The organism is Arthrobacter oryzae (assembly GCF_003634095.1).
Taxonomy (GTDB): domain Bacteria; phylum Actinomycetota; class Actinomycetes; order Actinomycetales; family Micrococcaceae; genus Arthrobacter; species Arthrobacter oryzae.
Window position 1 is genome coordinate 13,654 of record NZ_RBIR01000005.1, and the last position, 26,310, is coordinate 39,963.

Below are 26,310 nucleotides of genomic sequence, written 5' to 3' on the forward strand. Positions count from 1 at the left end.
GGTTTCTCTTCCTCGCAGGAGCGTGGTTACGGTAGTCATGTGCCGGCCAAGATGGAACCGAATCATCCGAGTGGGCCCGGTCCTGCCGAGGCCCACCTGCTCCGCTACGCCGCGGAACTCAAACGGTTTTCACGGCGCACTTTCCTGATCGGCGCCGGCTCCGCGTCGCTGCTGGCGGCGGACATGCTGTTCACCCAGCGCGTGCAGAACGAACGGCGGATCAACCGGATCCTCGAAGTGAACGACGACTTCGCCGAGCGGTATTTTCCCCACGCCAGCTGGATCCTGTTCCCCGGCTACAAGACGAGCTGGGAAGAGGCCCTGTGGATCTTGAACGCCCTGCGTGGCTCGCTGAACAAGAGGGGCCAGCTCGCCGCCGTCGGGTATTCCAACAACGGACTGGACATCGACGAGGTGGTCATTGCCGTGATCGAGCACGTGCGCGCCCACCAGCTGACCACGCTGTACTTCTACGGCCACAGTTTCGGCGGCATGGTGGCAACCCAGGTTGCCGCCCGCCTGCTTGAGCTCCACGGCGTCGAAGTGGCGTTCATCCTCCTTGACTCCAGCCCCGAGAGCCGGCACGACGTGCTGGACCAAAGCTGGTTCGAGGGTGTGGTGCTGCTCTATGAGAGCGGTTTCCGCTTCCCCTCCGTGCTGCGCGGGGGCTACGAGCTCGGCGAGAGGATGTTGCATAAGAATGAGCGCAGCTGGAGCCAGGTGGTGGACCAGACCCTGGAGCAGCTGTCGCCTATCGCGCCCTCCAGCGTGCTGATCCAGTCCGAATCCGCCTACATCTATCACTTTGACGCCAGCCGCTTCGTCGGGAAGCTCGGCGACGCCAAGATGGCTTTCATTGGCAACCCGGGGGACAAGACGGTGGATTACGAGTCCGCCCGTGACTCGTGGTCGCTGACCTTCAAAGCCAACATGGTCTCGGACAATCTGCGCACCGACGGGGCTAGGCCGGAGCACGCGAGCCCCGGCTGGAGCCCGTTCGTCTACCGGCCCATCATCGACAAGCTCCAGGACGATTTCTTCCCGCTGCCGGGCGGCGGCGGGAAGAAGACCGCGTTCTGATTTGCCCCGACGCCGCCGACGCGCCGACGCTGCCGGGTCAGATCTGGTTCTTGAGGTCCGCCACGGAATTGAGGATCTGGTTTGGCCTGAACGGGTAGGCGGCGATGTCGTCCCGGTGCGTGATGCCGCTGAGCACCAGCACCGTGTGCAGCCCCGCCTCCATGCCGGCGATGATGTCCGTGTCCATCCGGTCGCCGATCATGGCCGTGGTTTCCGAGTGGGCGTCGATCTGGTTCATCGCCGAACGGAACATCATCGGGTTGGGCTTGCCCACAATGTACGGCTCGCGTCCCGTGGCCTTGGTGATGAGGGCAGCGATGGCCCCCGTGGCAGGCATGGGGCCGTCTTTCGAGGGCCCGGTGGCGTCCGGGTTGGTGGCAATGAAGCGGGCGCCGGCCAGGATCAGGCGGATGGCCATGGTGATGGCTTCAAACGAGTAGGTGCGAGTCTCGCCGAGCACCACGAAGTCGGGGTTCTGGTCGGTGAGGATGAAGCCCGCCTCGTGCAGCGCCGTCGTCAGCCCCGCCTCACCGATTGTGTAGGCGCGGTTCCCCGACTCCGAGCCGCGGACCTGGTCCTTGAGGAACTGCGCCGTGGCCAGGGCCGAGGTCCAAATGTTCTCCTCGGGGATTTCCAGGCCGGAAGAGCTCAGCCGCGCGGCGAGGTCCCGCGGCGTGAAGATCGAGTTGTTGGTCAGCACGAGGAAGCGCTTGGAGGTATCCACCCAGCGCTGGATCAGCTCGGACGCGCCCGGGATGGGCTGGTTCTCGTGAACGAGGACGCCGTCCATGTCCGTCAGCCAGCATTCGATTTCCTGGCCGCTGCGGTAAATCGATTTTGATGAAAGCACTTGGTCCGGGTTGTCCCTGTGGTCTTCGCGCTGTTCTGCCATGGTGTCCTCCGCCGATAATGTGCCGATGCCAGTCCCAGTCTAATGTTGAGGCGTGACTGAACCCGAGATTCCCGGCGACGCCGGTGCACTGCCCGCGGCAGAGCCTTTGGCCGCCCCGGCGGCACAGATCCCCGAAGGCGCAACCGCAGGGACGCCCGCGGAGATGCCCGAAGAGGCTGACACTGAGACCCTGCCCAAGGCGGAGGTCGGCGTCGGCCCCTGGGCAGGCGAACTTCCGCAGGGCGAGCACTGGGACCCGGACCTCCTGGCGGACGGGGACCGGCGCAATGTGGTGGACAAATACCGCTACTGGAAGCACGAAGCGATCGTGGCGGACCTGGACTCCAAACGCCATAACTTCCACATCGCGATCGAGAACTGGCAGCACGACATGAACATCGGCACGGTCGTGCGCACCGCCAACGCGTTCCTCGCCAAGGAAGTCCACATCATCGGACGACGCCGGTGGAACCGCCGCGGGGCCATGGTCACCGACCGCTACCAGCACATCCGCCACCATCCCACCGTGGCGGACTTCGTGGCCTGGGCGCAGGGCGAGGGCCTGGCGATCATCGGGATCGACATTTTTCCGGACTCGGTGCCCCTGGAGACCTATGAACTGCCGAAGGACTGCGTGCTGGTCTTCGGGCAGGAGGGCCCGGGGCTGTCGCCCGAGGTCCACGAAGCGGCTGCGGACACCCTGTCGATCGAGCAGTTCGGCTCCACCCGGTCCATCAATGCCGCCTCCGCCGCGGCCATCGCCATGCACGCCTGGGTTCGCCGCCACGTGTTCGGCCAGATAGTTTCCTGAGGCATCTATAGTCAGATCGGCTTTGGCCGTTTAGGCTCTGGCGTGTGTGGGCGCAAAGGGCGCCCGCCTAGGGGAAGACATCTCATGAAGGTCTCAACTTCGCAATCCCGGCGCGCCACGCGCCTGCTCGTCCTTGGAACTTCGCTTGCCTTTGCCGTCGGCCTGACCGCGACGTCCGCCGTCGCAGCCCCGCCCACACCGCCGCCGTCGAACAATTATCCGGGTTCGGTGCCGCCTTGGGCGGGCTCCCGCACCAAGACCGGCGTTCCGCTGAGTAACACGACGGTCGAGGGCGAAATCTACCTGAACCTGCCCGACGCCGGAGCGGCCAAGGCGTTTGCCACCGCCGTGTCCACGCCGGGGAATCCGCAGTACCAGCACTACCTTTCGCCCGCGGACTGGATCGCCAAGTACGGGCCGGCCAAGGCCGACGTCGCCGCCGTCGTTGACCACTTGAAGGCGCAGGGCATGGTGATCACGTCGGTCCCCGCGAGCGGGCTCTACGTGGTCTTCCGCGGCACCGTCGCCCAGATCAACGCCGCTTTCAGCACAACCGAGCAGACCTATTCCTTCGGCGGCCAGAGCCTGATAGGCCCCTCCACGGCACCGTCCCTGCCCGCGAACCTCGCCGCCAAGGTCCAGGCGATCTCCATCGACCAGGGACGGCTACTCACCCGCCCCTCGCTGGCCAGCGCGGGCTCCTCGGACCAGGCCCAGGCCTCCGGCAAGCCGGTCGGCCCGGCGCCGGTTGACGCGCCGTGCTCCAACTACTGGGAGCAGAACAAAGTCACCGTCCCGTCAGCGTACGACTCAACGAGCTTCGGCACCGCCATCTGCGGCTACACACCGGCGCAGTTGCAGGGCGCCTACGGGGTGACGTCCCCGACGACGGCGGGCGCGGGCCAGACTGTGGCGATCATCGACGCCTACGCCTCGCCCAGCATCGAATCCGACGCGAACACGTACTCGCAGAAGAACGGCCTGCCTGCCCTCAAGGCGGGGCAGTACCAGCAAATCGTGCCGGATTCCCGGTTGTTCATGGACCAGGCGCTGTGCGGACAGCCCAGCGGCTGGCAGGGTGAGCAGACGCTCGACGTCGAGGCCGTACACGGGCTCGCCCCCGCCGCGAATATCCTCTACGTCGGAGGGAACAACTGCGGCGCGGGGATTGACGTCGCGATGTCCACCATCCTGGACAAGAAGCTCAGCACCATTGTCAGCAACAGCTACGGCTACGTCGGCGAGGCGGTCTCCCCGAACGCGCTGATGGGCATGCAGAACATTCACCTTCAGGCGGCAGGCGAAGGCGTCGGGCTCTACTTCTCCAGCGGAGACAACGGGGACGAGAAGGCGAGCCTGGGCTACGCGTCGCCGGACTTCCCGGCCAGCTCGCCCTTCGTTACGGCAGTCGGCGGAACCAGCCTGGCCGTGGGCAAGAACAACGATTACCTTTTCGAAACCGGCTGGGGAACCACCCGCAACCGCATCGTCCCGAACCCCGACGGCAGCCTCGGCTACGCCGGTGACCTGCCGGGTGCGTTCCGCTTCGGCGCCGGCGGCGGGACGAGCGCGGTGTTCGACCAGCCCGACTACCAGAAGGGCACGGTCCCGGCCGCGCTGGCCAACGGGCACCGGGTATCTCCGGACGTCGCCTCCCTTGCCGATCCGTACACCGGCTACCAGGTGGGGATCAGCCCGATCTCCAACGACCACTCTCTCAACACCGGTTCCTATGAAACCACCGGGTACGGCGGAACCTCGCTGGCGTGCCCCCTGACCGCGGCGCAGATGGCGATCGCACAGTCCGCGACCGGAAAAACCGTCGGCTTCGCCAACCCTGCCATCTACGCGGCATCGAAGACGGCCGCCTCGGGAGCACGGGACGTGATGCCCCAGATCAACCCCCAGGCCATGGTCTTCTCCAGCCCGGTCAGCGGCAACAGCTACCTGGTCGGCACCGACAAGGACACCTCACTGTCCACCTCGCCAGGCTATGACGACGTCACCGGCGTCGGCAGCATGACCGTCCAGTTCGCGACGACCATCGCGGGACACTAGCCGCACGGCGCCGCTCCGTCGGAGGCTGCGGCGTAACACATCCGCCTCCGCCTGAAGCCGGGTCCGGGAACATTTCCCGGACCCGGCTTCACGTTATTCGGCTCCGGGGCGCACGTGGCTAGGATGTACATAGCCATGTAGCTACCACTGCTTTTGACGAGGAGTCAGCATGCCCATCGCAACCCCAGAGATCTACTCCGAGATGATCGACCGCGCAAAGACGGGCGGCTTCGCATTCCCGGCCGTCAACGTCACCTCCTCCCAGACGCTGAACGCCGCCCTCCGCGGCTTCGCCGAGGCCGAGTCCGACGGCATCGTCCAGGTCTCCACCGGCGGCGCGGCTTACTGGTCCGGCGCCTCCACCAAGGACATGGTTGCCGGGTCCCTGGGCTTTGCCGCCTTCGCCCGCGAGGTCGCCAAGAACTACGGCGTCAACATCGCCCTGCACACGGACCACTGCCCCAAGGACAAGCTGGACGGCTTTGTGCTCCCGCTGCTCGCAGCCTCCGAGGCCGAGGTCAAGGCCGGCCGCAACCCCCTCTTCAACTCCCACATGTGGGACGGCTCCGCCGAGACCCTGCAGGAAAACCTGCGGATCGCCCGTGAACTGCTCGAGCGCACCGCGGCCGCCAAGATGATTCTCGAGGTTGAGATCGGCACTGTGGGCGGCGAGGAAGACGGCGTCGAGAACGCCATCAACGACAAGCTCTACACCACGGTCGAGGACGCGCTGGCCACCATCGACGCGCTCGGTTCCGGCGAAAACGGCCGCTACATCACGGCCCTGACGTTCGGCAACGTCCACGGCGTCTACAAGCCGGGCGGGGTCAAGCTGCGCCCGGAGATCCTCAAGGACATCCAGGAGCAGGTCGGGGCCAAGATCGGCAAGGCCAACCCGTTCGACCTCGTCTTCCACGGCGGCTCCGGCTCCTCCGAGAAGGAAATCGCCGACGCGGTCTCCTACGGCGTGATCAAGATGAACATCGACACCGACACCCAGTACGCCTACACCCGCCCGGTGGTGGACCACATGTTCCGCAACTACGACGGCGTGCTGAAGGTTGACGGCGAGGTCGGCAACAAGAAGCTGTACGACCCCCGCGTCTGGGGCGCGTCCGCCGAAGCCGGCCTGGCCGCCCGCGTGGTCGAGGCCGCCCAGCAGCTCGGCTCCACCGGCAAGACGTTCTAACCATGTCCGATGAGTTCCGCAAGAACCTGATGGGTCCCGAGCCCACGCTCCTGCCTGCCGAGACTGAGATCTACCAGCACCTCGCGCTCGGCCAGGAAGCCATGGACCTCGTGGCGAAGCACCCCACGTCCTCGCTCCTGTGGGCCATCCTGGCCGAAGAGGCGTGGGATGAGGGACGCACCATCGATTCCTACGCGTACTCGCGGGTGGGGTACCACCGCGGCCTGGATTCGCTGCGCCGCAACGGCTGGCGCGGAGTCGGGCCCATCCCGTGGGAGCACGAACCCAACCGCGGCTTCCTGCGCGCCCTCTACTCGCTGGGCCGTGCGTCCGCGGCGATCGGTGAGGCCGACGAGCCGGAACGGATCGCAAAGTTCCTCAACGATTCCGATCCCGGCGCCAAGGCGGCCATCGAAGCCCAGGGCTGAGACGACGCCAAACGACGCAACGCGGGGTCACTTACGGCCCATCCACCGTGGTGGGATGGACCGTAAGTGACCCCGCGTTGTTGTTTGGTGCGGGTGGATCAGCTGGTCTTGGCCAGACCCGTTCGGGCCATGGCGTCCGCGTAGGCGGTGTGCATTTCCGCGAGGTACTCCTCCTGGCGGGCCGGGGTGCCGGCGAAGGCGCGGCCGCTGAGGGACCGGACCTTGTAGGTCTTCAGCCCGCGGCGCCAAATCATGGGCACCTCGGTCTTGAGGAGCAGGTTGGCAAGACGGTTGGCCTCGGTGCCGTGGGCCACGATCACGGAGGCGCGGGGCACGAGGGCCAGGAACTTCAGCAGCGGCTTGAGTCCGGCCGAGATCTGGTCCGGAGTGAACTTGCCGTTGGGCTCGTCGCCCACGTGCCACGGGTGGACGTTCCAGGGCATGACGAACTCGGGGCGCAGGCCCAGCTTCCACTGGATGCCGAGCATGCGGGTGGCTGCCTCGTCGTCGCCGGCGGTAATGAAGCCTGATGCGTCCGCAGTGCCGATGTTGGAGTACAGGCTGATGATGCGGCACTCGTCGACGTCGTGCATGGGGTCAACATAGGGGACAGCGGTGCCAGCTTTGGCTGCCTGGAGGGCGTCACAGAGCTCGTTGACGGCGGCGACGTTGGGTTCGTACCGGCGGCTCAGGAGCTCTTCGCGGAAATTTTCAGTGGCCAGGGCTGTCATATGTTGCTGGGTCTCCTGCGGGATTGGCAAAGCTGCCACACCGTTTGCGGGCACGCCGAATACCGGCCGCGCGAAGCATTGGTGTGGTTTGAAAATGTGGTGTGGACCGATTCCTGATCGATCCTTATCAGTCTATCAAGCCCCGCGAAATGCGGCACCGGCTCCGCACGCCGACGGCCCGGTGCGCGCCCGGATGAGGCCACGGCCCAGCCGCGGCGCGGCTACCAGAGACGTTTGGTGGCGCGGCGTGCGCCTTCGCCGAGGGCCTCCAGCTTGGCGTACGCAATTTGCGGATGCACCCTGCCGCCCAGCCCGCAATCCGTGGACGCAATCACATTCTCGCGGCCGACGAGGTCCGCGAAACGCACAATCCGGTCCGCCACGAGGTCCGGGTGCTCCACGACGTTGGTGGCGTGGGAGACGACGCCGGGGATGATGACCTTGCCCTCGGGGAGTTTGGCGTCTTCCCACACCCGCCACTCGTGTTCGTGCCGGACATTGGCCGCTTCAAAGGAGTAGCCGCCGGCATTGACCTGCAGGACCGGGCCGAGGATGTCAGCGAACGGGATGTCCGTGGTGTGCGGGCCGTGCCAGGAGCCCCAGCAGACATGTAGCCGGATCCGGTCCTGGGGGAGGCCGCGCAGCGCCCAGTTTGTGGCTTCGACCCGGAGCTGGATGAACTTCAGATAGTCCTCGAGGCTGGGCTCGGGGTTGATCTGGTCCCAGCTCTCGGCCAGGGACGGGTCATCGAGCTGGACCGTCAGGCCGGCGTCGATGATGGCCTTGTATTCCTCACGCATGGCGTCGGCGCAGGCGTAGAGGAGTTCCTCATCGCTGCGGTAATACTCGTTGGCTACGCGGGCGCATGAACCGGGGGAGAGGGAAGCGACGAAGCCCTCGGTGAGGCCCGCCGCGGCCAGGCCGGTCTTAAGGTTGGCGATGTCCGAGGCCACGTGCGCCTGGCCCGTGTACGTCAGCGGCCCGGCGATCTTGGGCTGCGTGACCGCGCGGCGGTGGGTCAGGATCCCCGAGGAAGGATCGTTGTAGGCGTCATCGAACTTCTGCCGGTCCCGGCGGTCGGGGAAGGACGTCAGGACGATGTGGCCCGGCGAGGACCGGTGCGCCTTGGCGTCGGCCCAGCGGTCCACGTCGGTCGGTTCCAGGCCGCCGAGCCGGGAGAAGGAGTAATTCCACCAGGCGCCGTAGTCCACGGCAGAGGACATCGTGTGACCGTACTCGCCGTCATTGGGGATGTCGATGCCGAGATCCTTCTGGCGCTGGACGACGTCCGCGACGGAGGTTTCCAGCAGGTCCAGGAATTCGGGCGTGATGCCGTCGGCTTCCTTGGCCTCGTTCGCGGCAATCAGTTCGGGCGTGCGGGGCAACGAGCCGGCATGGGTGACGCGGATGTGATCGGTGTTCTGGGACATGGCGCGGTTTCCTTTCCATCGGTCCTGGCGGTAGCACCGTTGCCGGTCACGACGGCCGCAGTTAAGCAGGCGGTGTCCGGCGGGGTTGCTGCGGCGTCAACGGTCCAGGTCCCTCGGCCGCTCGGGATGGTCACTCTCACTTAATTGCACGCCCGATCGTCCCGCAAGTCACGTCCGCTATGTGTCGTGCGATTGCGTGGCCGGACCTCGCAGAAGCCACCCTGGCGTTCACCGCAGGCTGGCCGCCGCGGCCAAACAGGGACCCAAAGCGATGCCGGAGACCGTTTTCGGCTAAACTTGGGTGGTAAGAGCCCCGGAACTCTGGCGTTGGGTAAGAGCACAGCGGTAGATTCGGGGCATTCTCATGAACGGCGCTGAGCTGCGGTGATCACCAGGTGATTCAACCAGGGCTCGGCCCGAACGAATGGGGGAGGATCCCATGCCAGCAATCGTGATCGTCGGAGCCCAGTGGGGCGACGAAGGCAAAGGAAAGGCCACCGACCTGCTCGGCGGCCGCGTTGACTACGTCGTCAAGCCCAACGGCGGCAACAACGCCGGGCACACCGTCGTCGTGGGCGGTGAGAAGTACGAGCTCAAGCTCCTTCCTGCCGGCATCCTGAGCCCGAACGCGGTGCCGATCATCGGCAACGGCTGCGTGGTGAACCTGGAGGCCCTGTTCCAGGAAATCGACGGCCTCGAGGCCCGCGGCGCGGACACCTCAAAGCTGCGCGTCTCCGCCAACGCCCACCTCGTGGCGCCTTACCACCAGGTCCTGGACAAGGTCACCGAGAGGTTCCTCGGCAGCCGTGCCATCGGCACCACCGGCCGCGGGATCGGCCCGGCGTACATGGACAAGGTGGCCCGCCTCGGCATCCGTGTCCAGGACGTGTTCGACGCCTCGATTCTGCGCCAGAAGGTCGAAGGATCCCTGCGCCAGAAGAACGAGCTCCTGGTCAAGGTCTACAACCGCCGCGACATCGAGGTGGACGAGATCGTGGAGTACTTCCTGTCCTTCGCCGAACGCCTCCGCCCGCTGGTCATTGACAGCACCTTTGTCCTGAACACGGCCCTGGACGAGGGCAAGGTGGTCCTCATGGAGGGCGGCCAGGCCACCTTCCTCGACGTCGACCACGGCACCTACCCGTTCGTCACGTCCTCGAACCCCACCGCGGGCGGCGCCTCGGTGGGTTCCGGCATCGGCCCCACCCGCATCTCGCGCTCGATCGGCATCATCAAGGCGTACACCACCCGCGTGGGCGCAGGTCCCTTCCCGACGGAACTGTTCGACGAGATGGGCATGTACCTGCAGAAGACCGGCGGCGAGTTCGGCGTCAACACCGGCCGGCCGCGCCGCTGCGGCTGGTACGACGCCGTCCTGGCCCGTCACGCCTCCCGCGTCAACGGCTTCACGGACTACTTCGTCACCAAGCTGGACGTCCTCACCGGCATCGAGCAGATCCCGGTCTGCGTGGCGTACGACGTCGACGGGGTGCGGCACGACGAAATGCCTATGACCCAGACCGAGTTCCACCACGCCAAACCGATCTTCGAATACTTCGAAGGCTGGACCGAGGACATCACCGGCGCACGCACCCTGGAAGACCTGCCGGAAAATGCCCGCAACTACGTCCTGGCGCTGGAGAAGCTCTCCGGCACGCGTTTCTCCGCGATCGGCGTCGGCCCGGACCGCGACCAGACGATCGTGGTCAACGACCTCATCAACGACTAGCGCTTAAGTAACTGGCGTACGACGGCGGCGGGCCACCCTGGAAAGGGCGGCCCGCCGCCGTCGTTAAGCCCCGCCGGCGCCTGCTGCGTGCTCAGGGTTGGGTCCTGGTCGCAGGGGGCGACGATGGTCGCGTTACCCGGCAGGGCTATGCGTCCCGGAGCCGGTATCCGACAATGCAACATATTGCGTATTTGTTGTCCACCCAGCCGTTTCCCACCGCGAGCGAAGGATCGACGATGGCCATTACCGATTTTGAGCGCTACCCCCTGATGTTTGGACCGAGTCCCATCCACCCGCTGCCGCGGCTCAGCGCGCACCTGGGCGGGGCGCAGATCTGGGCGAAACGCGAGGACGTCAACAGCGGCCTCGCATTTGGCGGGAACAAGACGCGCAAGCTGGAATACTTCGTCCCGGATGCCTTGGCGCAGGGCGCGGACACCCTCGTCTCGATTGGCGGCTACCAGTCCAACCACACCCGCCAGGTCGCGGCGGTGGCCGCGAAACTCGGCCTGAAGGCCCGCCTGGTTCAGGAAAACTGGGTCGACTGGCCGGACCCGCTATCCGACCGGGTGGGCAACATCCTGCTCTCGCGCATCATGGGCGCCGATGTCCGGCTGGAGAGTGCGGGCTTTGACATTGGCATCCGCAGCAGCTGGGAAAACGCGATCGAGGAGGTCAAGGCCGCAGGCGGCAAGCCGTACGCGATCCCGGCCGGCGGATCCGACCACCGGCTGGGCGGGCTGGGCTTCGCCAACTGGGCCTACGAGGTGGAAGAGCAGGAGCGGGAGCTCGGCATCTTCTTCGACACGATCATCGTCTGCACCGTCACGGGCTCCACCCACGCCGGGATGATCGCGGGTTTTGCCGGCCAGGACAAGCCGCGCCGGGTGATCGGCATCGATGCCTCGGCGACCCTGACGAAGACCCGCGAGCAGGTTGAACGCATTGCCCGGAACACCGCCGAGCTGATCGGTCTGGGCCGGGAACTCCGTATAGACGAAATCAATGTCATGGAGGGCTGGGCCGGGGATCTCTACGGCATTCCCGTCGATTCGACCCTGGAAGCCATCCGCGTGGGCGCCTCGCTGGAGGCCATGATCACCGACCCCGTCTACGAGGGCAAGTCCCTGGCCGGGCTGATCGACCTCGTGAAAAGCAGGGAGATTCCGGCCGGCAGCACTGTCCTTTACGCCCACCTGGGCGGCCAGATCGCTCTCAATGCCTACAGCGGGCTCTTCCGGTCCTGAGAGCCGTTGCGCCATCACTTAGGGTCCTTCTGAGCTCTGAGAACGACCCTAAGTGATAGGGCAACGGGTGGGTGGCAGCAGCGCACGACGGCGGCGGGTCACCCTGAAAAGGGCGGCCCGCCGCCGTCGTCGTTAATGCCGTTCCGGGCCTCGTCAAATAAGAAAAAAAGAAATTTCCGATTGCCGCGTAACCTTTCGGGCTGCCCCAGCGATTACTCCTTATGTAAGCGCCGCCGGAGTTTGGACCCCCCACCAGTATTCCGGCTGGCCTTCCACCGTAAGCGCCGGCCGGCGCCTGTCCCCATCGGGCGCCGGCCAGCCACGGCGAGAGAGGGCTGTTCACTGCCCCCAGGGGCTCAGCCCGCCTTCCACCAAAACAAAGGATGTATGTCTGTTATGAAGAGTGTTAGCAAGACCACCAAGATTGCCGTCGGCGCCGCCATCCTCGCAGTCGGCGGGTTCTCCGGCATCGGACTGGCCAACGCCGCTCAGATGTCCAGCACCACGCATTCTGACGTGACGCACGCTACGCCCGCCACTCCGGCCACTCCTGCTGTACCGGCCACCCCGACGCTCCCGGCAAAGCCGGCCGTTCCGGCCACCCCCGCCGTTCCCGCCGTGCCGTCCACTGGCGACGCCAAGGCGAAGGCCAAGGCTGACGCGGACGCCGAGGGCGCCAAGGGTGCAGGCGAAGGCGATGTTGACTCCAAGGACGGCGCCGCTGTCAAGGGCGACGCCAGCGTCAAGGGTGCTGCCGCCGCGCACGTCAACGCCAACGTCAAGGCCGCTGTTCCGGCTGTTCCCGCTGTCCCGGGTGCCAAGGACGTTCCGGCCGTCCCGGCAACCCCGGCCGTGCCGTCCGCCGAGCTGCCCCAGCACGACAAGTAAATTCCGATAGTTCAGCATGGACCCGGCAAGGGTCTGCAACTAAGGAATAGGCCCTCGGTTTGAAGGGCCCGGGGGTGCGGCCGCTAGACTTGCGGGGCCGCACCCCCTGCAGTAACGGAAGGAAAGCCTCTTGGCAGATCAGCTAAGCGACGACGAATTGTCAGCCGCTTTAGCTGGTGACCCATCGGGATTCAGCGCGGTTTACGTGGCCATTTCGCCGGCCGTGCTGGGCTACTTCCGGGCCCGAGGGGTGGACGACGCCGAGGCCCTCACCCAAGACGTGTTCGTGGACGTCCTGCCGAAACTGGCCGGCGTCACCGGCGGTCACGCGGGTCTGCGGACGTTCATCTTCTCGGTCGCCCATGCGCGGCTGGTCGACTACAGGCGCCGGGCCGAACGCACACCGCATCTGGCTGAATACGATCCCCTGGACGACGCACGTTATTCGGCATCAGCCGAGGACGAGGCGCTCGGCTCCCTGGGCGGTATCGCGGACACCCTTGCAAGGCTCAACGAGGAGCAGCGCGAAGTTCTCACCCTGCGCATCGTCGCAGACCTTTCCATCGAACAGGTGGCAGGCATCATGGACAAGACACCAGGTGCCATCAAACAGCTTCAGCGACGCGGGCTCAGCGCCCTGCGCGAACTCGTAACCGAAAAGGACCACGCAGCATCATGACCGGCACCCGCGATCCCCAGCAGGAGGACAGCATCCAGGCGATGCTAAGCGACTCCGGCCTCGAATCCGCGGCCGAACTCCGGAGCGCGCTGGAACAGCTTCGCGCCGCGGTCCCGGGCGAAGCCCCCGCACCCCGCGCCGACCTCGCGGCACTTCTCGCCGCCGGGGCGCCCAGTGCGGCCCGGCGTGTCCCGGCCGGGACGGCCGCACTGCCCACGATCGGGACTGCGGTACTGCCGACGGTCGGGGAAGCACTGCCGACGGTCGGGGCTGCGCCCGGCGGGCCTGCGGAGGATGCCGCCGATGAATTCCTGCCGGCCGGGGTCACGAGCCTCGCCGAACGCCGCGGCCGCAAACGCCGGCTGGCAATCGTCGGAGGCGCCGTCGTGGGTGCCATGACCCTCGGTGCCGGCGCCGTGGCGGCATCCAGCGAGGATTTCCGGCACAGCGTCAGCCATACTGTCGGCGTGATCTTCCACCCCTCCGGCGAGGGTAGGGAGGCGCATCCGGTTCCCGCGACGCCGTCACCGGCGGACCTCCCGGCAGCCCCCGTGCCCTCGCACGCAGCTGGTACCCCCACGCCGTCGACGGCCGGCACCGCCCCAGCCACGCCCGGATCCGCTGCTGCGGTACACGCCGAGCCCGGCGACCGAGCGACGCCGCCCGCCACAGGCCGCGGCGGAATCCTGCCGACGCCGCCACATCGCCCCGTCACGCCGCATATGCCTGCGCTCCCCGGCCGCGACGGGGGCAAGGACCTTCCCGAGAATCCGCTGCCCGAACCGACGCTTCCCAGCATGCTTCCCAGCCTTCCCGACCACTCCTAGCCCTGCGGGTAGGCCAGAACCGGTGCCCGATCCGGCCAGATCGCGTGGCCCGGCCGCCGATGAGGTGCCCGATCCGGCCAGATCGCGGGTAGGTTGCCGGTTCGCCGTAACGTCACGGCGAGCCCGCACCTGACCGGCGAGTTCGGCATCCGAAGGCCGGCGCGTAGGCTGTGGTCATGCCTCACGTCAACGATCCCGCAGTCCTCGAACGGCTCATGCGCACCAAGGGGCGCTGGGCCATCGTTGGCCTGTCCTCCAACCAATGGCGGGCCGCCTATGACACCGCCCTCTTCATCCGGGACCGGCTGGGCATGGAGATCATCCCGGTGAACCTGCGGGCCGAGCCCGTGCACGGCGAAACGGGCTACGCCAGGCTCGCCGACATCCCGGACAGCAAGCGGCCCATCGACGTCGTGGACTGCTTCGTGAATTCGCAGAGGGTGGGCGACGTCGTGGACCAGGCGATCGCTGTCGGCGCCAAGGCCGTATGGCTGCAACTGGGCGTCATCGATGAAGCGGCCGCCGAGCGCGCCAAGGCCGCCGGCCTCGAGGTGGTCATGAACGCGTGCCCGGCGCAGGACGCGGTGCGCTTCGGCTTGTAGCTTCCGGAACGGAACCGGGGCAGTAGGCTCGAAGCATGGACGCAGCTGAACTTCGCGCGCTTTGTCTCGGGTTTCCCGGGGCTTTCGAGGATTTTCCCTTTGGACCCGAGACCTCGGTCTTCAAGGTCCGCGCCGCCGTCTCCGGCGGCCTCCGGCATGAGGCCAAGATGTTCGCCCTCTCCGCGATGGACGAATCCGACTTTTCCGTCAGCCTGAAATGCGAACCGGCCCTGGCGCAGCAGCTGCGGGCTGCGCATCCGGAGATCACCGGGGCGTGGCACTTGAACAAAACGCATTGGAACGGCGTGCGGCTGGACGGGGCCCTGCCCGATTCGATGGTGCGGGACATGGTGGAGGATTCCTATGACCTGGTGGTGGCCTCGTTGAGCCGGAAGCAGCGCGAGCAGCTGGGCTGGGCCCGGATCGCCAGGGGCGAGGGCCCGTGAAACGTGAACCCGACGCCAGCCGCAACGGGCGGTCCAGCCTGAACTATCCGGGCATTGGCTCAACCGAGCACGGCCAGGCACCGGCGGGCTTTCCCCGTCTCGTGTCCCGGACGTACCTCGGTGACGGCCTTGGACTCTACCGGCGGGTGGCTGCGGGAATCCTTGGCTGGGAGCTGCAGAAGCGGTCCGGGCTGCGAGTCAGCACCGACGCGGCCACGGTGGTGCCCGGCGCCCGGGTGGTGAGCGGCTTCGGCGTCGGGCCCTTCCGGATCAACGCGCCCTGCGAGGTGGTGTGGGTGCACCGGCTTGCGCCCATTGAAGGGCCGCAGAGCGCCGGCTTCGGGTACGGCACCCTGCCGGGCCATCCGGAGCGTGGCGAGGAGGCGTTTGAAGTGGAGATCGACGCCGCGGGGCGGGTCTTTCTGACGATCACTGCCTTCAGCCGGCACTCCAACTGGTTCTACACGGCCGGGGGCCTGGTGGCACGGGCGGCGCAGCGGCACATCACTTCCCGCTACATTGGGAGTGCACACGAACTGGCCGCAGGTGAAAGCTGAGCAGGAGCAGGTGGATGCTGGAACAGAAATCCCTTGACCAATTGTGGAACTTCGACGATCCCGCGGGGTCCGAAACGCGCTTCCGGGCGGCCGCCGCGGATGGAAGCTACGACGCCGACGAACGCGCCGAACTCACCACGCAACTGGGTCGCGCCATCGGGCTGCAGGGCCGCTACGAGGAAGCCGACGCCCTCCTGGATTCGATCGATGCCGACGAGCCCACGGTGGCCGTCCGCGTGCTGCTGGAACGCGGACGGGTGCTCAACAGCAGCGGCCATCCCGAAATGGCCGTGCCGCTGTTCGAGCAGGCCGCCGAACTCGCGGACCACCTGGGCGAGGAATTCCTGGCCGTGGACGCGCTGCACATGCTCGCCATTGCCGACTCCTCCCACGCCGAGACCTGGACCCGGAGCGCCCTGGAGTACGCGTCCACGGTCCACGATGAGCGGACCAAACGGTGGATCGTCTCGCTGCACAACAACCTCGGCTGGACGCTGCATGAGGCCGGCCGCTGCACCGAAGCCATGGTGGAATTCCAGCTCGCCCAGCAGTGGGCCGACCGGATCGGGACCCCGCGGCAGCAGGAACTGGCCCGCGAGGCCATCAAGGCCTGCTGAGCTCCCCCCTCTTACTGCAACGCGGGGTCACTTACGGCCCATAAATGCCCCCGGAATGGGCCGGATGTGACCCCGCGTTGTGTTGTTGCAAGAATTGAACACCGTCCGCCACCCCGAAAGGCACATTCCCGTGATCTTCATTGTCGTCAAATTCAAGGTCAAGCCCGACTGGTCCGAGCGCTGGCTTGGGCTCGTGGAGGATTTCACCCAGGCCACCCGGAAAGAGCCGGGCAACCTGTGGTTCGACTGGTCCCGCAGCGTGGAGGATCCCAACGAGTTCGTTCTGGTCGAGGCCTTCAACGACGACGCCGCAGGTGACCATGTCAACAGCGAGCACTTCAAGAAGGCCATGGCGGACATGCCGCAGGCCCTGGAAGAGACCCCGCGCATCATCAGCCGGCAGATCGACGGCGACGGCTGGGACCGGATGGGCGAACTCACCATCTAACCCGTGCGGGAGCAGTGGATAGGCTTGTGGCATGTGGATTGGCTGGATTGAATTCGATCTCCTCCTCGGCGACGTCCACAGCCTCAAGGAGAAGCGCTCCGTAGTACGGCCGGTGCTTGCCGAGCTGAAGCGGCGCTTCGACGTCTCCGTTACCGAGGCGGACTTCCAGGACCAGTACCGGCGGACCGTGATCGGCGTCGGTCTGGTCGCGGCGGACCGGCCCCACCTCGTCGAGGTGCTGGCCGCCGTCGAACGCTTCGTCGCGGCCCGGCCGGAAATGGAGCTGCTCAGCGCCCGGCAGCGGGAACTCCGCAGCGACGACTAACAAACAACGCGGGGTCACTTAGCGCCCATCCCGAGGGGATTTATGGGCGGTAAGTGACCCCGCGTTGCTTGGAGCGGTGGGGACTAGCCGAAGTACTTCGGCAGGGTCCCCTCGTGGGCTTCGCGGAGGGCGTCGAGGTTCATGGTCTCGACGCCGTTGATCTCCAGCGTGCCGCCCTCGGCGTCGACGACGCCGATCCGGACGTGCGCGAACCCGCGGGCGGTGCACATGTCCGTGAAGCGGATTTCCTCCGAGCGGGGCACCGCGACGATGGCGCGGCCCTGGGTTTCGGAGAACAGCGCGGTGAACAGGTCAACGCCGTCGCGGTCCAGGACGTCCTGCAGCGCGATCCGGGCGCCCACGCCGTAACGCAGCGAGGACTCCACGAGGGCCGCCGCGAGGCCGCCTTCGGAGAGGTCGTGGGCGGAATCCACCATGCCGTCGCGGGAGGCGTTGATCAGGATCTCGCCCAGTGCGCGCTCGGCGTCGAGGTCAACCTTGGGCGGCAGGCCGCCGAGGTGCCCCCGCATGTTGGACCATTCCGAACCGTCCAGCTCTGCCGCCGTCGTGCCCAGCAGGTAGATGGCCTGGCCGTCTTCCTTCCAGCCCGACGGCGTGCGGCGCGCGACGTCATCGAACTTGCCCAGCACGGCCACCACCGGGGAGGGGTGGATGGGGGTAGTGCCGGTCTGGTTGTACAGCGAGACGTTGCCGCCGGTGACCGGGATGCCGAGGACCATGCAGGCGTCGGACAGGCCCCGGATGGCCTCGGCCAGCTGCCACATGACGTCGGGGTCCTCGGGGGAGCCGAAGTTCAGGCAGTCGCTGACGGCCATCGGCACGGCGCCGGAGGTGGCGACGTTGCGGTAGGCCTCGGCCAGCGCCAGCTGCGCGCCGTGGTACGGGTCAAGGTAGGTGTAGCGGCCGTTGGCGTCGGTGGCCAGGGCCACGCCCAGGCCGGTTTCCTCGTCCACCCGGACCACGCCGGCGTCGTCCGGGAACGCCATGGCGGTGTTGCCGCCGACGTAGCGGTCGTACTGCTTGGTGATCCAGGCCTTGCTGCACATGTTCGGCGAGGCGACGAGTTCGGTGATGGCCGCAGCCAGGTCCGCGGGGGCGGAGGGGCGGCCGGCGTCCTGCACGGAGCCGGTGAAGGAGTCGGCCTGGACGGCGTCCTGCCATTCCGGGCGGGCGTACGGGCGGTCGTAGACCGGACCGTCGTGGGCCACCGTGCGCGGGTCGACGTCGACGATGACCTCGCCTTCCCAGGTGATGATGAGGCGGCCGGTGTCGGTCACCTCGCCCAGCCAGGAGTACTCCACGGCCCACTTCTCCATGACCGCCTCAAACGCGGCCACGTTCCCGGGGGTGACGACGGCCATCATGCGTTCCTGCGACTCGGACATGAGGATTTCGCCCGGGGTCAGGGTGGGGTCGCGCAGCAGGACCGAGGTGAGCTCGACCTCCATGCCGCCGTCGCCGTTGGACGCGAGCTCAGACGTCGCGCAAGAGATGCCGGCGGCGCCCAGGTCCTGGATGCCCTCAACCAGCGAGCCCTTGAACAGCTCCAGGCAGCACTCGATCAGGACCTTCTCGGCGAAGGGGTCGCCGACCTGGACGGCCGGGCGCTTGGAGGGCTTGGTGTCATCGAAGGACTCGGAGGCCAGCACCGAGGCGCCGCCGATCCCGTCGCCGCCGGTGCGTGCGCCGAACAGCACCACCTTGTTGCCCTTGCCGGAGGCGTTGGCAAGGCGGATGTCCTCGTGGCGCATCACGCCGACGGCGAGGGCGTTGACCAGCGGGTTGCCCTGGTACACGGAGTCGAAGACCATTTCGCCGCCGATGTTGGGCAGGCCCAGCGAGTTGCCGTAGCCGCCGATGCCGGCCACGGCGCCGTGCATGACGCGGGCCGTGTCCGGGTGGTCAATGGCGCCGAAACGCAGCGGATCCATCACCGCGACCGGGCGTGCGCCCATGGAGATGATGTCGCGGACAATGCCGCCGATGCCGGTCGCCGCGCCCTGGTAGGGCTCCACGAACGACGGCGAGTTGTGGGACTCGATCTTGAACGTCACGGCCCAGCCGTCGCCCAGGTTGGTGACGCCGGCGTTTTCGCCGATGCCCACGAGCATGTCCTTCTTCATTTCCTCGGTCACCTTGTCGCCGAACTGGCGCAGGTGGTTCTTCGAGGACTTGTAGGAGCAGTGTTCGCTCCACATCACGGAGTACATGGCGAGCTCGGCGCCGGTCGGGCGGCGGCCCAGGACCTTCACGACTTCGTCGAACTCGTTCTGCTTGAGTCCCAGTTCGGCCCAGGGGAGTTCGGTGTCCGGGGTCTTGGCCGCGTTCTCGACGGTGTCGATGTTGAACTTCCGGGCGGTCTCCGCCGGTGCCGCCACAGCGGGTGTCTCCGTCATTTGTTGTCTCCCACGATCTTGTTCAGGACAGAGGTGAAGAAGCCCAGGCCCTCGGTGCCGGAGCCGAGCTCGGGGCCAAATCCCGCCTCCACCGCGTGCTCGGGGTGCGGCATGAGGCCCACCACGTTGCCCGCGGCGTTGGAGATGCCGGCGATGTCGCGGCGGGAGCCGTTCGGGTTGAAACCGACGTAGCGGAACACCACGCGGCCTTCCGCCTCGAGGGCGTCGAGGGTCTTCTCGTCCGCGATGTACTGGCCGTCCTGGTTCTTCAGCGGCACGGTGATTTCCTGGCCGACGGCGTAGTCCCCGGTCCAGGCGGTGGCGTTGTTCTCCACCCGCAGGACCTGGTCACGGCACATGAACTTCAGATGGTCGTTCTTGATCATGGAGCCGGGCAGCAGGTGCGACTCGGTCAGGATCTGGAAGCCGTTGCAGATGCCAAGGACCGGCAGTTTGGCCTCCGAGTTGGCGGCGTCGATGATCTTGGACATCAGCGGCGCGAAACGGGCGATCGCGCCGGCGCGGAGGTAGTCACCGTACGAGAATCCGCCGGGGATCACGACGGCGTCAACGTCGCGCAAGGTGGTGTCGGCGTGCCAGAGTTCCACAGGGGTGGCGCCAGCCAGGCGGACCGCACGGGCGGCGTCGCGGTCATCCAGGGTGCCGGGGAACGTGACGACGCCGATGGTCGCACCCGCGAGCCTGGGGTTAGCGGCGATGGCGGCAGCCTCGCCGATCAGGGGGAGTTCAGTCATCTCAGGCCTCAACGACCTCGACGTTGACGACGTCCTCGATGACCGGGTTGGACAGCAGGGTCTCCGCGGCGTTCCGGGCCTGGGCGAGGATCTCCTCGGTCACCTCGCCGTCGACAGTGAGTTCGAAGCGCTTGCCCTGGCGGACAGAGCTGAAAGCGGTGAAGCCCAGCCGGGGCAGCGCACCGACAATCGCCTTTCCCTGCGGGTCCAGAATCTCGGGCTTGGGCATGACGTCGACAACGATCCGGGGCATCCGGTAACTCCTGTGCGTGAGCGTTGGGTAAGGGCGCAGCGGAGTGGTGCCGTCTCACGCCGATCCGTTGTGTTGGGGACTGCTTGGTGAATGCAACGTGAAAGGGCGCTCCGCGAGCTTGCATGCCCATTCTACCGGCCCCGATGCGTCCGGCCGCATTCGGGCTGGGAGTGTGAACGCGGGCCCTCGTGCCGCCGGTTGAACCGGGCAAGTGCCGCCGCGGAGGGGCTGCGGCCTATGGTCCCGGGCCGCCGCGGGTCAGTAGGATGTGCGCATGGCCGAGAAACCGAAATCCGTGCTGTTGCCGATCGTTGCCGCCGCCGTGTTCGCCGGACTGGGCCGGATGGTCCTGCAGAAGATCCGGGCCGACCGCGCAGCGCGGAAGACCAATGTGGCCGGGCCGCTGGACGAGAAAACCCGGGCCTGGATCAGCGAGGTGGTGCGGACACCGCGCCAGTAGGCCGGGCCGCCCGGGCGGCAAGATCCGCCCAAATCTCCATCGATGCAGGTCAGAGGCCTCGTCGACGCAGCGTGTCGCGTTGCATGACAAATTTCAAATACCTTGTTGTGGTCTATGTCATATCAGGCTCTCAGTCTGTACTGTATGAATCGGCTGGTATCCGTCGGGGCAGGCCGGGCGATCGCCCGGTGAGGCCCCGCCAGTCCGTTGGGCCCGGTATTAAAGCCGGGCCGTTCCTTTACGAAAGGTTCATCACTCGTGACATCACCAGGAAAGAGCTTCCTTCGAAGCGGGGGACTCCGGAGGGCAGCGGCGCTGACCCTGGGCTTGCCGGTTCTTCTGTCCAGCATCGCGATCGCACCCGCCAACGCGGCCCCCGCACAGGGCTCCGCCGTCGCAGGCGTCGCGCAGAAGAATATTGATCCGAACACCTTCAAGGACGGCCGCTACATCGTGGTCTTGGCTGAGAAGCCGTCCGCAACGTACGACGGCGGGACGGCCGGCCTGTCGGCCACCAAGCCGGCCGCCGGCAAGAAGCTTGACGCGAACAGGGCCGAGGTCCGGCAGTATGGGGCGCACCTGGCACAGAAGCAGGCCCAGGTGGCCGCCCAGCAGGGCGTCAAGATCCAGCGCCAGTTCACGACAGCCCTCAACGGCTTCAGCGCCAAGCTGACGGCGGACCAGGCCATCAAGCTGGCCAAGGACCCCGCGGTCCTGGTGGTCGCGCCCGACACGGAAAATGCACCCGACTATTCCAGCACCGACTTCCTGAAGCTCAGCGGGCCCAACGGCACGTGGAACACCAAGTTCGGCGGCCAGGACGCGGCCGGCAAGGGCGTCGTCGTCGGCGTCATTGACACCGGCTACACCCCGTCGAGCGCCTTTTTCGCCGGCGATGCGGTCAAGCCGCTCACCGGAAGCCCCGTCGTCGGCGTGCCCTACCGCGACACGGACGGCAAGATCAAGATGCTCAAGGCCGACGGCGAGACTTTCGCGGGCGACTGCCAGACGGGCACCGACTTCGACGGCAGCGCCTGCAACTCCAAGGTCCTGAGCGCACGGTACTACGGCGACGACTTCGCCAACACGGTGCCCAAGGCAGACTGGGCTCCGGAGGAGCGGCTGTCGCCGGTCGACGTCGCGAGCCACGGAACGCACACCGCCAGCACCGCCGCCGGAAATGCCAATGTCGAGGCCGTGGTTGACGGCCGGAGCTTCGGCAAGACCAGCGGCATCGCGCCGGCCGCGAAGCTGTCCATCTACAAGGTCTGCTGGGAAGACAACGATCCCAACACCGGCGGCTGCTACTCGTCATCGTCGATCGACGCCATCGAACAGTCCATCAAGGATGGCGTGGACGTCCTGAACTACTCCATCTCCGGCGCAACGGACACCACCACCGACCCCGTCTCCATGGCCTTCCTGTCCGCAGCCTCGGCCGGGATTTTCGTGGCCGCGTCCGCCGGCAACTCCGGCCCGACGGCCAGCACCGTCAACCACGGGGCACCCTGGATGACCACCGTCGCCGCCAGCAGCTTCTCGCAGGAACTGCAGGGGACGGTCGAGTTCTCCGATGGCAGCAAGTATCGCGGCGCCAGCATCATGAACTCCGAGGTCTCCAACGCCGGCGTCGTGCTGGCAGCCAACGCAGCAGCTGCCGGAGCCACCAGCCCGGCTCTGTGCGGTCCCGGCACGCTGGATCCGGCCAAGATTGCAGGCAAGGTTGTGGTCTGTGACCGCGGCGTGGTTGACCGCGTCGCAAAGAGCGCCGAGGTCAAGCGCGGCGGCGGCGTCGGGATGATCCTCGTCAACCTGACCAATTCCTCCCTGGACACTGACAAGCACTCGGTGCCGACGGTCCACGTGAACCCGCCCGCCACCGAGGCCATCAAGGCCAAGGTCACGGCCAACCCGGCCATCACGGTGTCCCTGGTCAACAAGGACACCACCGGACTGCCCCTCGAGGCGCAGCCGCAGATCGCCGGTTTCTCCTCCCGCGGCCCGCTCCTGGCGGAAGGTTCCGACCTCCTGAAGCCCGACGTAGCGGCGCCCGGCGTGGCCGTGCTGGCCGGCGTCTCGCCGATCGGCACCGGAGGAGACAACTTCGGTTTCCTCTCCGGCACCTCCATGGCATCTCCGCACGTGGCCGGCTTCGGCGCGCTGATCCTGGCCAAGAACCCCACGTGGTCCCCGGCGGCCGTCAAGTCCGCCATGATGACCACCACGAGCGACGTCAAGAACGCCGACGGGTCCAAGAACACCGACGTCTTTGCCACCGGTGCGGGACAGGTGGACCCGGCCCGCGTGCTGGATCCGGGCCTGGTCTACGACGCCAACATCAATGACTACCTGGCGTTCATCCAGGGCACGGGCGTGGACCTCGGAATTCCGGGCATTGGCACCACCAAGCCGCGGGACATGAACCTCCCGTCCTTCGCCCTGGGCAACCTGGTTGGAAAAATCGAGGTCACCCGCACCGTGACCGCCCTGACCCCGGGCGTCTACAAGGCCAAGTTCGATGTTCCCGGCATCAAGGTCAGCGTGACCCCGGCCGCCCTGAACTTCAAGGCCGCCGGAGAGAAGCGGACGTTCAAGGTCTCCTTCGAGAACCAGGGTGCGCCCCTGGGCAAGTTCGCGACAGGTTCGCTTACCTGGCAGGGAGCCAACAAGACCGTGACGTCGCCGATCGCAGTGCGTCCGCAGTCGGCCGTGGCCCTGTCCGATGTCGCGTTCACTTCCGCAGGCGGCACCGGATCCGGCGCCATCAAGGTTGTCTCGGGCACCGACTCGCCCGTCCAGATGACCCTGGACGGCCTCTCGAAGGCCGATTCCACCGCTGTCCAGCTGGTCCCGGGACCGTTCACGGGAGCCACCGACGCCTCGAACCTCGTCAAGACGGTCCAGGTCCCGGCCGGCGCCCCGCTGGCCAAGTTCTCGGTCATTTCCGCGGACCCGGGCGCTGACTTCGACATGTACGTTATGACCCCGGCGGGCCCGCTGACGGTCGCAACGTCGTCGGCCAGCGAATCGGTATCCATCCCCAACCCGGCCCCGGGCACGTACACGATCTACGCGAACCTGTACGCCAGCCCGAACAACAAGGCCACCGCGGCCTCTGTTGACGCCGCGGTGCTGGGCGCGAACGTGGGCAACGCCACGCTGAGCCCCAACCCGCTGCGTCTGCCCAACGGCAAGGCCGGCAGTGTCGCGCTGAACTGGAAGGGCCTGGCCGAGGGTTCCTACATTGGACGCGTCACCTTTGCCGGTGCCAGCAATCCGACATTCGTCTCCGTCCTGGTGACCCCGGCCGGGACCGTTATGGTTCCGCCGACCTCGGAGGATCAGGACTCCAACAAGGGCGCGAAGGTGAAGAAGGAGAAGGGCAAGATCCAGAACGGCGATCAGTCCTTCGCCCGGGATAACGCCATCTAGGCGGCACCCGGCACCACAAAACGGCGACGGCCGGCGGCTCACACCGCCGGTCGTCGCCGTTTAAGCGCGAAACGTCAGACGGCGCCCGTGCCGCCCGCGGTGCCGCCGAGAAGCGGCGCCATGGCGCGCCAGCGGGCGATCTCACACCCGTCAGTCCGGCTGAAGCGGCTGTTGACCTCCCGGCCCAGGTACCAGCCGGTCACGACGGCGGTCTGCGGACCGCCGTACTGCTGCGTGCACAGCCGCGGCGGACCCGGTTGGGGGAAGAAGACGGCCTCGCCGTGACGCCGGACGGACTCCAGGGCGGCGGCCGGATCCGGCACCGTGCACGCGGCGGAGGGCCCGCCGTCGCCGGCCACCAGCCGGAACGTGTATTCCGGAGCGCCGGGAGCCTCGGTCAAGCGGATGGTCAGATCGACGTCGCTGGTGGAGGTGTCCGGGCTGGCGTTCTCTGTCATGAGGGTTCCTTCAGGCGCGTGTCCGGATGCGGGCGCCGGCCGTCGGCCGGGGGAGCTGTCAGGGCCGCGGCGTTGAGCAGCGGCGCCAGCTCCTGCAGCAGCCGCTCCCGGAGCCGCTGCGACTCGGCCGCGAACGCCCGCTGATAGTCCACGTACTCGGCCTTGCCTTCCGGCGTCTCGATCCGGATTGCCGGATATCCCCAGTCGGCGAGATCGTATGGGGAGGCCCGCATGTCCATGGCCCGGATCCGCCAGGACAGTTCGAAACAGTCCATCACCAGCTCGCTGGGCAGCAGCGGGGAGAGTTTGTAGGCCCATTTGTAGAGGTCCATGTTGGCGTGCAGGCAGCCGGGCTGCTCCATGGTCCGCTGGTTCTCCCGGCTGGGGAGCAGGCTGTTCAACGGAACGGCGTCCGGCGTGTAGAAGCGGAAAGCGTCAAAATGCGAACACCGGATCCGGTTCTCCTCCACCACCTCGTCGGTGCGCCCGGATCCCAGCCGCAATTGCAGGTACTCGTGCCGGAGGTCGAACTTATCCTGCCGGTAGACCATCGCCCATTCGTGCAGGCCGAAGCAGCCAAACTGCGCCGGCCGCGCGGCCGTCCCGGCAAGAATGATCCCGGCGAACTGCAGCGCCTCCCGCCGGTCCCGGAGAAAAGCATCGACGTCCGCCGTCACGGCCTGCGAGTCCGCCGGCAGCCCGGCAGCGGCGAGTTCGGCGGCGTCGGCCGCTCGGTAGTACTTCCATCCGGTGCGCACCGCCGCTTCGGCGCCGGTGAGCACGACGCCCGCGCCCGGGTGCCAGCGGAGCAGCTGGCCGGGCTTCTGGGTGTAGTAGGTGAAGAGGAAGTCCTCCACCGGGTGTTTCCGGCCGGCGGAGCGCCGCTCGAGATACGGGTCCCCATAGCGGCGGACGCGTTGCTGATGGGCGGCCTGGCGCGGCAGCCACTCTTCCTGCTCAAGGTGCAAGGGCTTAGCTCGCCCCGCCGGATGAACCCAGGACCACCTTGGCGGCATTCCAGGAGGCGATTTCACAGCCGTCCTTCAGGCTGAAACTCGCCTGAACCTGCCGGCCGTCCACGACGCCGGTGACGGTAGCCACTTGCGGGCCGCCGTACTGCTGGGTGCAGGTTTGGGTCTTACTTGGCGGGGCCGGGCTGAGGATGGCCGGGTTGTTCTTGATGGCGGCGCACGCGGCGGCGGGGTTCGGGTGCTGGCTTTCGGCGGCGGGAATCCCGTTGTGGCAGACGAGCGTGAACTTGGTGGGCGTGCCGGTTGCGGTGGGCCGGACCACTATGGCGAGCTGTGCGTTGCCTTGCCCCGGTCCGGACGGCAGCGCTGTCGCGGACGGTGACGGCGCGGGGGACGAAGGCCCGGTGGTCGGCGAGGTAGAGCCGGACGGTACCGTGGGTGAGGGCGTGCCGGTCTCCGTGCTGGCGGAGGGGGAGGGGGAGGGGGAGGGCCCGGTGTTCGGCGTGCAGGCGGCCAGCCCGGCCACGGCCAACAGAACGGCCGCCAGAACAAGCCCCGGGCGGCCCGATTGCGTGCGCAT

27 protein-coding genes are annotated in these 26,310 nt (G+C 67.1%); 18 read left to right on the forward strand and 9 right to left on the reverse strand.

Translation table 11 applies throughout. The features are described from left to right. The first annotated feature begins 51 nt into the window (after window positions 1-51). Window positions 52-1,080, forward strand: a complete 1,029-nt coding sequence (locus C8D78_RS12410) for a thioesterase domain-containing protein (protein WP_120954391.1) — start codon at window positions 52-54, stop codon at window positions 1,078-1,080. A gap of 37 nt (window positions 1,081-1,117) precedes the next feature. Here the strand turns inward: C8D78_RS12410 and C8D78_RS12415 are convergent, their stop codons facing one another. Beyond that, window positions 1,118-1,972 (reverse strand): HAD-IIA family hydrolase, encoded by an 855-nt coding sequence (locus tag C8D78_RS12415; RefSeq protein WP_120954179.1) that lies wholly within the window; start codon window positions 1,970-1,972, stop codon window positions 1,118-1,120. Between the two features lie 163 nt (window positions 1,973-2,135). Here C8D78_RS12415 and C8D78_RS12420 point away from each other — a divergent pair, with 163 nt between their 5' ends. From C8D78_RS12420 to C8D78_RS12435, 4 genes are all read left to right on the forward strand, one after another. After that, window positions 2,136-2,783, forward strand: coding sequence for a TrmH family RNA methyltransferase (locus C8D78_RS12420; RefSeq protein WP_120954392.1), 648 nt, complete (start codon window positions 2,136-2,138; stop codon window positions 2,781-2,783). An 84-nt stretch (window positions 2,784-2,867) separates the two neighbouring features. Beyond that, window positions 2,868-4,841, forward strand: a complete 1,974-nt coding sequence (locus C8D78_RS12425; RefSeq protein ID WP_120954181.1) for a S53 family peptidase — start codon at window positions 2,868-2,870, stop codon at window positions 4,839-4,841. A gap of 169 nt (window positions 4,842-5,010) precedes the next feature. Continuing rightward, the gene (gene fbaA, locus C8D78_RS12430) at window positions 5,011-6,030 is read left to right on the forward strand and encodes a class II fructose-bisphosphate aldolase (RefSeq protein WP_116768767.1); all 1,020 of its coding nucleotides are present in this window, start codon (window positions 5,011-5,013) and stop codon (window positions 6,028-6,030) included. A 2-nt stretch (window positions 6,031-6,032) separates the two neighbouring features. Then, on the forward strand, window positions 6,033-6,458 hold the full coding sequence (locus tag C8D78_RS12435; RefSeq protein WP_120954183.1) for a DUF3151 domain-containing protein: 426 nt from the start codon (window positions 6,033-6,035) through the stop codon (window positions 6,456-6,458). Between the two features lie 98 nt (window positions 6,459-6,556). Here the strand turns inward: C8D78_RS12435 and C8D78_RS12440 are convergent, their stop codons facing one another. Together C8D78_RS12440 and C8D78_RS12445 are read right to left on the reverse strand one after the other, a co-directional pair. Then, window positions 6,557-7,189: a uracil-DNA glycosylase family protein gene (locus C8D78_RS12440; RefSeq protein WP_120954185.1), complete on the reverse strand. Its 633-nt coding sequence runs from the start codon at window positions 7,187-7,189 to the stop codon at window positions 6,557-6,559. Window positions 7,190-7,410: 221 nt separating this feature from the next. Beyond that, window positions 7,411-8,619 carry a cobalamin-independent methionine synthase II family protein gene (locus C8D78_RS12445; RefSeq protein WP_120954187.1) on the reverse strand — a complete coding sequence of 403 codons (1,209 nt, stop codon included), beginning with the start codon at window positions 8,617-8,619 and terminating at the stop codon, window positions 7,411-7,413. A 439-nt stretch (window positions 8,620-9,058) separates the two neighbouring features. Between C8D78_RS12445 and C8D78_RS12450 the strand changes: the two genes are divergently transcribed. The 11 genes from C8D78_RS12450 (at window position 9,059) to C8D78_RS12505 (ending at window position 16,984) form a co-directional block, all read left to right on the forward strand. Next, a complete protein-coding gene (locus C8D78_RS12450; RefSeq protein ID WP_120954189.1) occupies window positions 9,059-10,348 on the forward strand; it encodes an adenylosuccinate synthase in 1,290 nt (429 codons plus the stop codon). Window positions 10,349-10,584: 236 nt separating this feature from the next. Beyond that, window positions 10,585-11,595 (forward strand): 1-aminocyclopropane-1-carboxylate deaminase, encoded by a 1,011-nt coding sequence (locus C8D78_RS12460; RefSeq protein WP_120954191.1) that lies wholly within the window; start codon window positions 10,585-10,587, stop codon window positions 11,593-11,595. 396 nt (window positions 11,596-11,991) lie between these two features. Then, the gene (locus C8D78_RS19835) at window positions 11,992-12,483 is read left to right on the forward strand and encodes a hypothetical protein (RefSeq protein WP_208641948.1); all 492 of its coding nucleotides are present in this window, start codon (window positions 11,992-11,994) and stop codon (window positions 12,481-12,483) included. A gap of 130 nt (window positions 12,484-12,613) precedes the next feature. Next, entirely contained in the window at window positions 12,614-13,162 is a 549-nt protein-coding gene (locus C8D78_RS12470; protein WP_167467905.1) for an RNA polymerase sigma factor, read from the forward strand. After that, on the forward strand, window positions 13,159-13,989 hold the full coding sequence (locus C8D78_RS12475; RefSeq protein ID WP_120954193.1) for a serine/threonine-protein kinase: 831 nt from the start codon (window positions 13,159-13,161) through the stop codon (window positions 13,987-13,989). Before C8D78_RS12470 ends, C8D78_RS12475 begins: the two co-directional genes overlap by 4 nt. Before the next feature lie 176 nt (window positions 13,990-14,165). Next, complete coding sequence (locus tag C8D78_RS12480; RefSeq protein ID WP_120954195.1) at window positions 14,166-14,591, forward strand: CoA-binding protein; 426 nt, start codon at window positions 14,166-14,168, stop codon at window positions 14,589-14,591. A 35-nt stretch (window positions 14,592-14,626) separates the two neighbouring features. Next, window positions 14,627-15,037, forward strand: a complete 411-nt coding sequence (locus tag C8D78_RS12485; RefSeq protein ID WP_120954197.1) for an MmcQ/YjbR family DNA-binding protein — start codon at window positions 14,627-14,629, stop codon at window positions 15,035-15,037. Continuing rightward, entirely contained in the window at window positions 15,034-15,594 is a 561-nt protein-coding gene (locus C8D78_RS12490) for a DUF1990 family protein (protein ID WP_120954199.1), read from the forward strand. The genes C8D78_RS12485 and C8D78_RS12490 overlap by 4 nt, the downstream gene beginning before the upstream one ends. Before the next feature lie 14 nt (window positions 15,595-15,608). Next, complete coding sequence (locus C8D78_RS12495) at window positions 15,609-16,211, forward strand: tetratricopeptide repeat protein (RefSeq protein WP_120954201.1); 603 nt, start codon at window positions 15,609-15,611, stop codon at window positions 16,209-16,211. Window positions 16,212-16,341: 130 nt separating this feature from the next. Continuing rightward, window positions 16,342-16,659, forward strand: a complete 318-nt coding sequence (locus C8D78_RS12500) for a putative quinol monooxygenase (protein ID WP_120954394.1) — start codon at window positions 16,342-16,344, stop codon at window positions 16,657-16,659. 31 nt (window positions 16,660-16,690) lie between these two features. Further along, window positions 16,691-16,984: a DUF503 domain-containing protein gene (locus C8D78_RS12505; RefSeq protein ID WP_120954203.1), complete on the forward strand. Its 294-nt coding sequence runs from the start codon at window positions 16,691-16,693 to the stop codon at window positions 16,982-16,984. An 83-nt stretch (window positions 16,985-17,067) separates the two neighbouring features. Here C8D78_RS12505 and purL read toward each other — a convergent pair whose 3' ends face one another. The 3 genes from purL to purS are packed head-to-tail and all read right to left on the reverse strand — an operon-like array spanning window position 17,068 to window position 20,409. Further along, window positions 17,068-19,401: a phosphoribosylformylglycinamidine synthase subunit PurL gene (gene purL / locus C8D78_RS12510; RefSeq protein ID WP_120954205.1), complete on the reverse strand. Its 2,334-nt coding sequence runs from the start codon at window positions 19,399-19,401 to the stop codon at window positions 17,068-17,070. Then, entirely contained in the window at window positions 19,398-20,156 is a 759-nt protein-coding gene (gene purQ / locus C8D78_RS12515; RefSeq protein WP_120954207.1) for a phosphoribosylformylglycinamidine synthase subunit PurQ, read from the reverse strand. The genes purL and purQ overlap by 4 nt, the downstream gene beginning before the upstream one ends. A gap of 1 nt (window position 20,157) precedes the next feature. Beyond that, window positions 20,158-20,409 (reverse strand): phosphoribosylformylglycinamidine synthase subunit PurS, encoded by a 252-nt coding sequence (purS, locus tag C8D78_RS12520; RefSeq protein ID WP_011690410.1) that lies wholly within the window; start codon window positions 20,407-20,409, stop codon window positions 20,158-20,160. Window positions 20,410-20,683: 274 nt separating this feature from the next. Between purS and C8D78_RS12525 the strand changes: the two genes are divergently transcribed. Both C8D78_RS12525 and C8D78_RS12530 read left to right on the forward strand, forming a co-directional pair. Beyond that, window positions 20,684-20,869 carry a hypothetical protein gene (locus C8D78_RS12525; protein ID WP_120954209.1) on the forward strand — a complete coding sequence of 62 codons (186 nt, stop codon included), beginning with the start codon at window positions 20,684-20,686 and terminating at the stop codon, window positions 20,867-20,869. A gap of 258 nt (window positions 20,870-21,127) precedes the next feature. Continuing rightward, the gene (locus tag C8D78_RS12530; RefSeq protein ID WP_425266700.1) at window positions 21,128-24,301 is read left to right on the forward strand and encodes a S8 family serine peptidase; all 3,174 of its coding nucleotides are present in this window, start codon (window positions 21,128-21,130) and stop codon (window positions 24,299-24,301) included. A 74-nt stretch (window positions 24,302-24,375) separates the two neighbouring features. Here C8D78_RS12530 and C8D78_RS12535 read toward each other — a convergent pair whose 3' ends face one another. Genes C8D78_RS12535 through C8D78_RS12545 form a run of 3 tightly spaced genes read right to left on the reverse strand, consistent with a single transcriptional unit; the run spans window position 24,376 to window position 26,310 of the window. Then, a complete protein-coding gene (locus tag C8D78_RS12535) occupies window positions 24,376-24,759 on the reverse strand; it encodes a serine protease inhibitor (RefSeq protein WP_120954211.1) in 384 nt (127 codons plus the stop codon). After that, a complete protein-coding gene (locus tag C8D78_RS12540; RefSeq protein WP_425266701.1) occupies window positions 24,756-25,775 on the reverse strand; it encodes a 3-methyladenine DNA glycosylase in 1,020 nt (339 codons plus the stop codon). Before C8D78_RS12540 ends, C8D78_RS12535 begins: the two co-directional genes overlap by 4 nt. Continuing rightward, window positions 25,732-26,310, reverse strand: coding sequence for an SSI family serine proteinase inhibitor (locus tag C8D78_RS12545; RefSeq protein ID WP_120954213.1), 579 nt, complete (start codon window positions 26,308-26,310; stop codon window positions 25,732-25,734). Before C8D78_RS12545 ends, C8D78_RS12540 begins: the two co-directional genes overlap by 44 nt.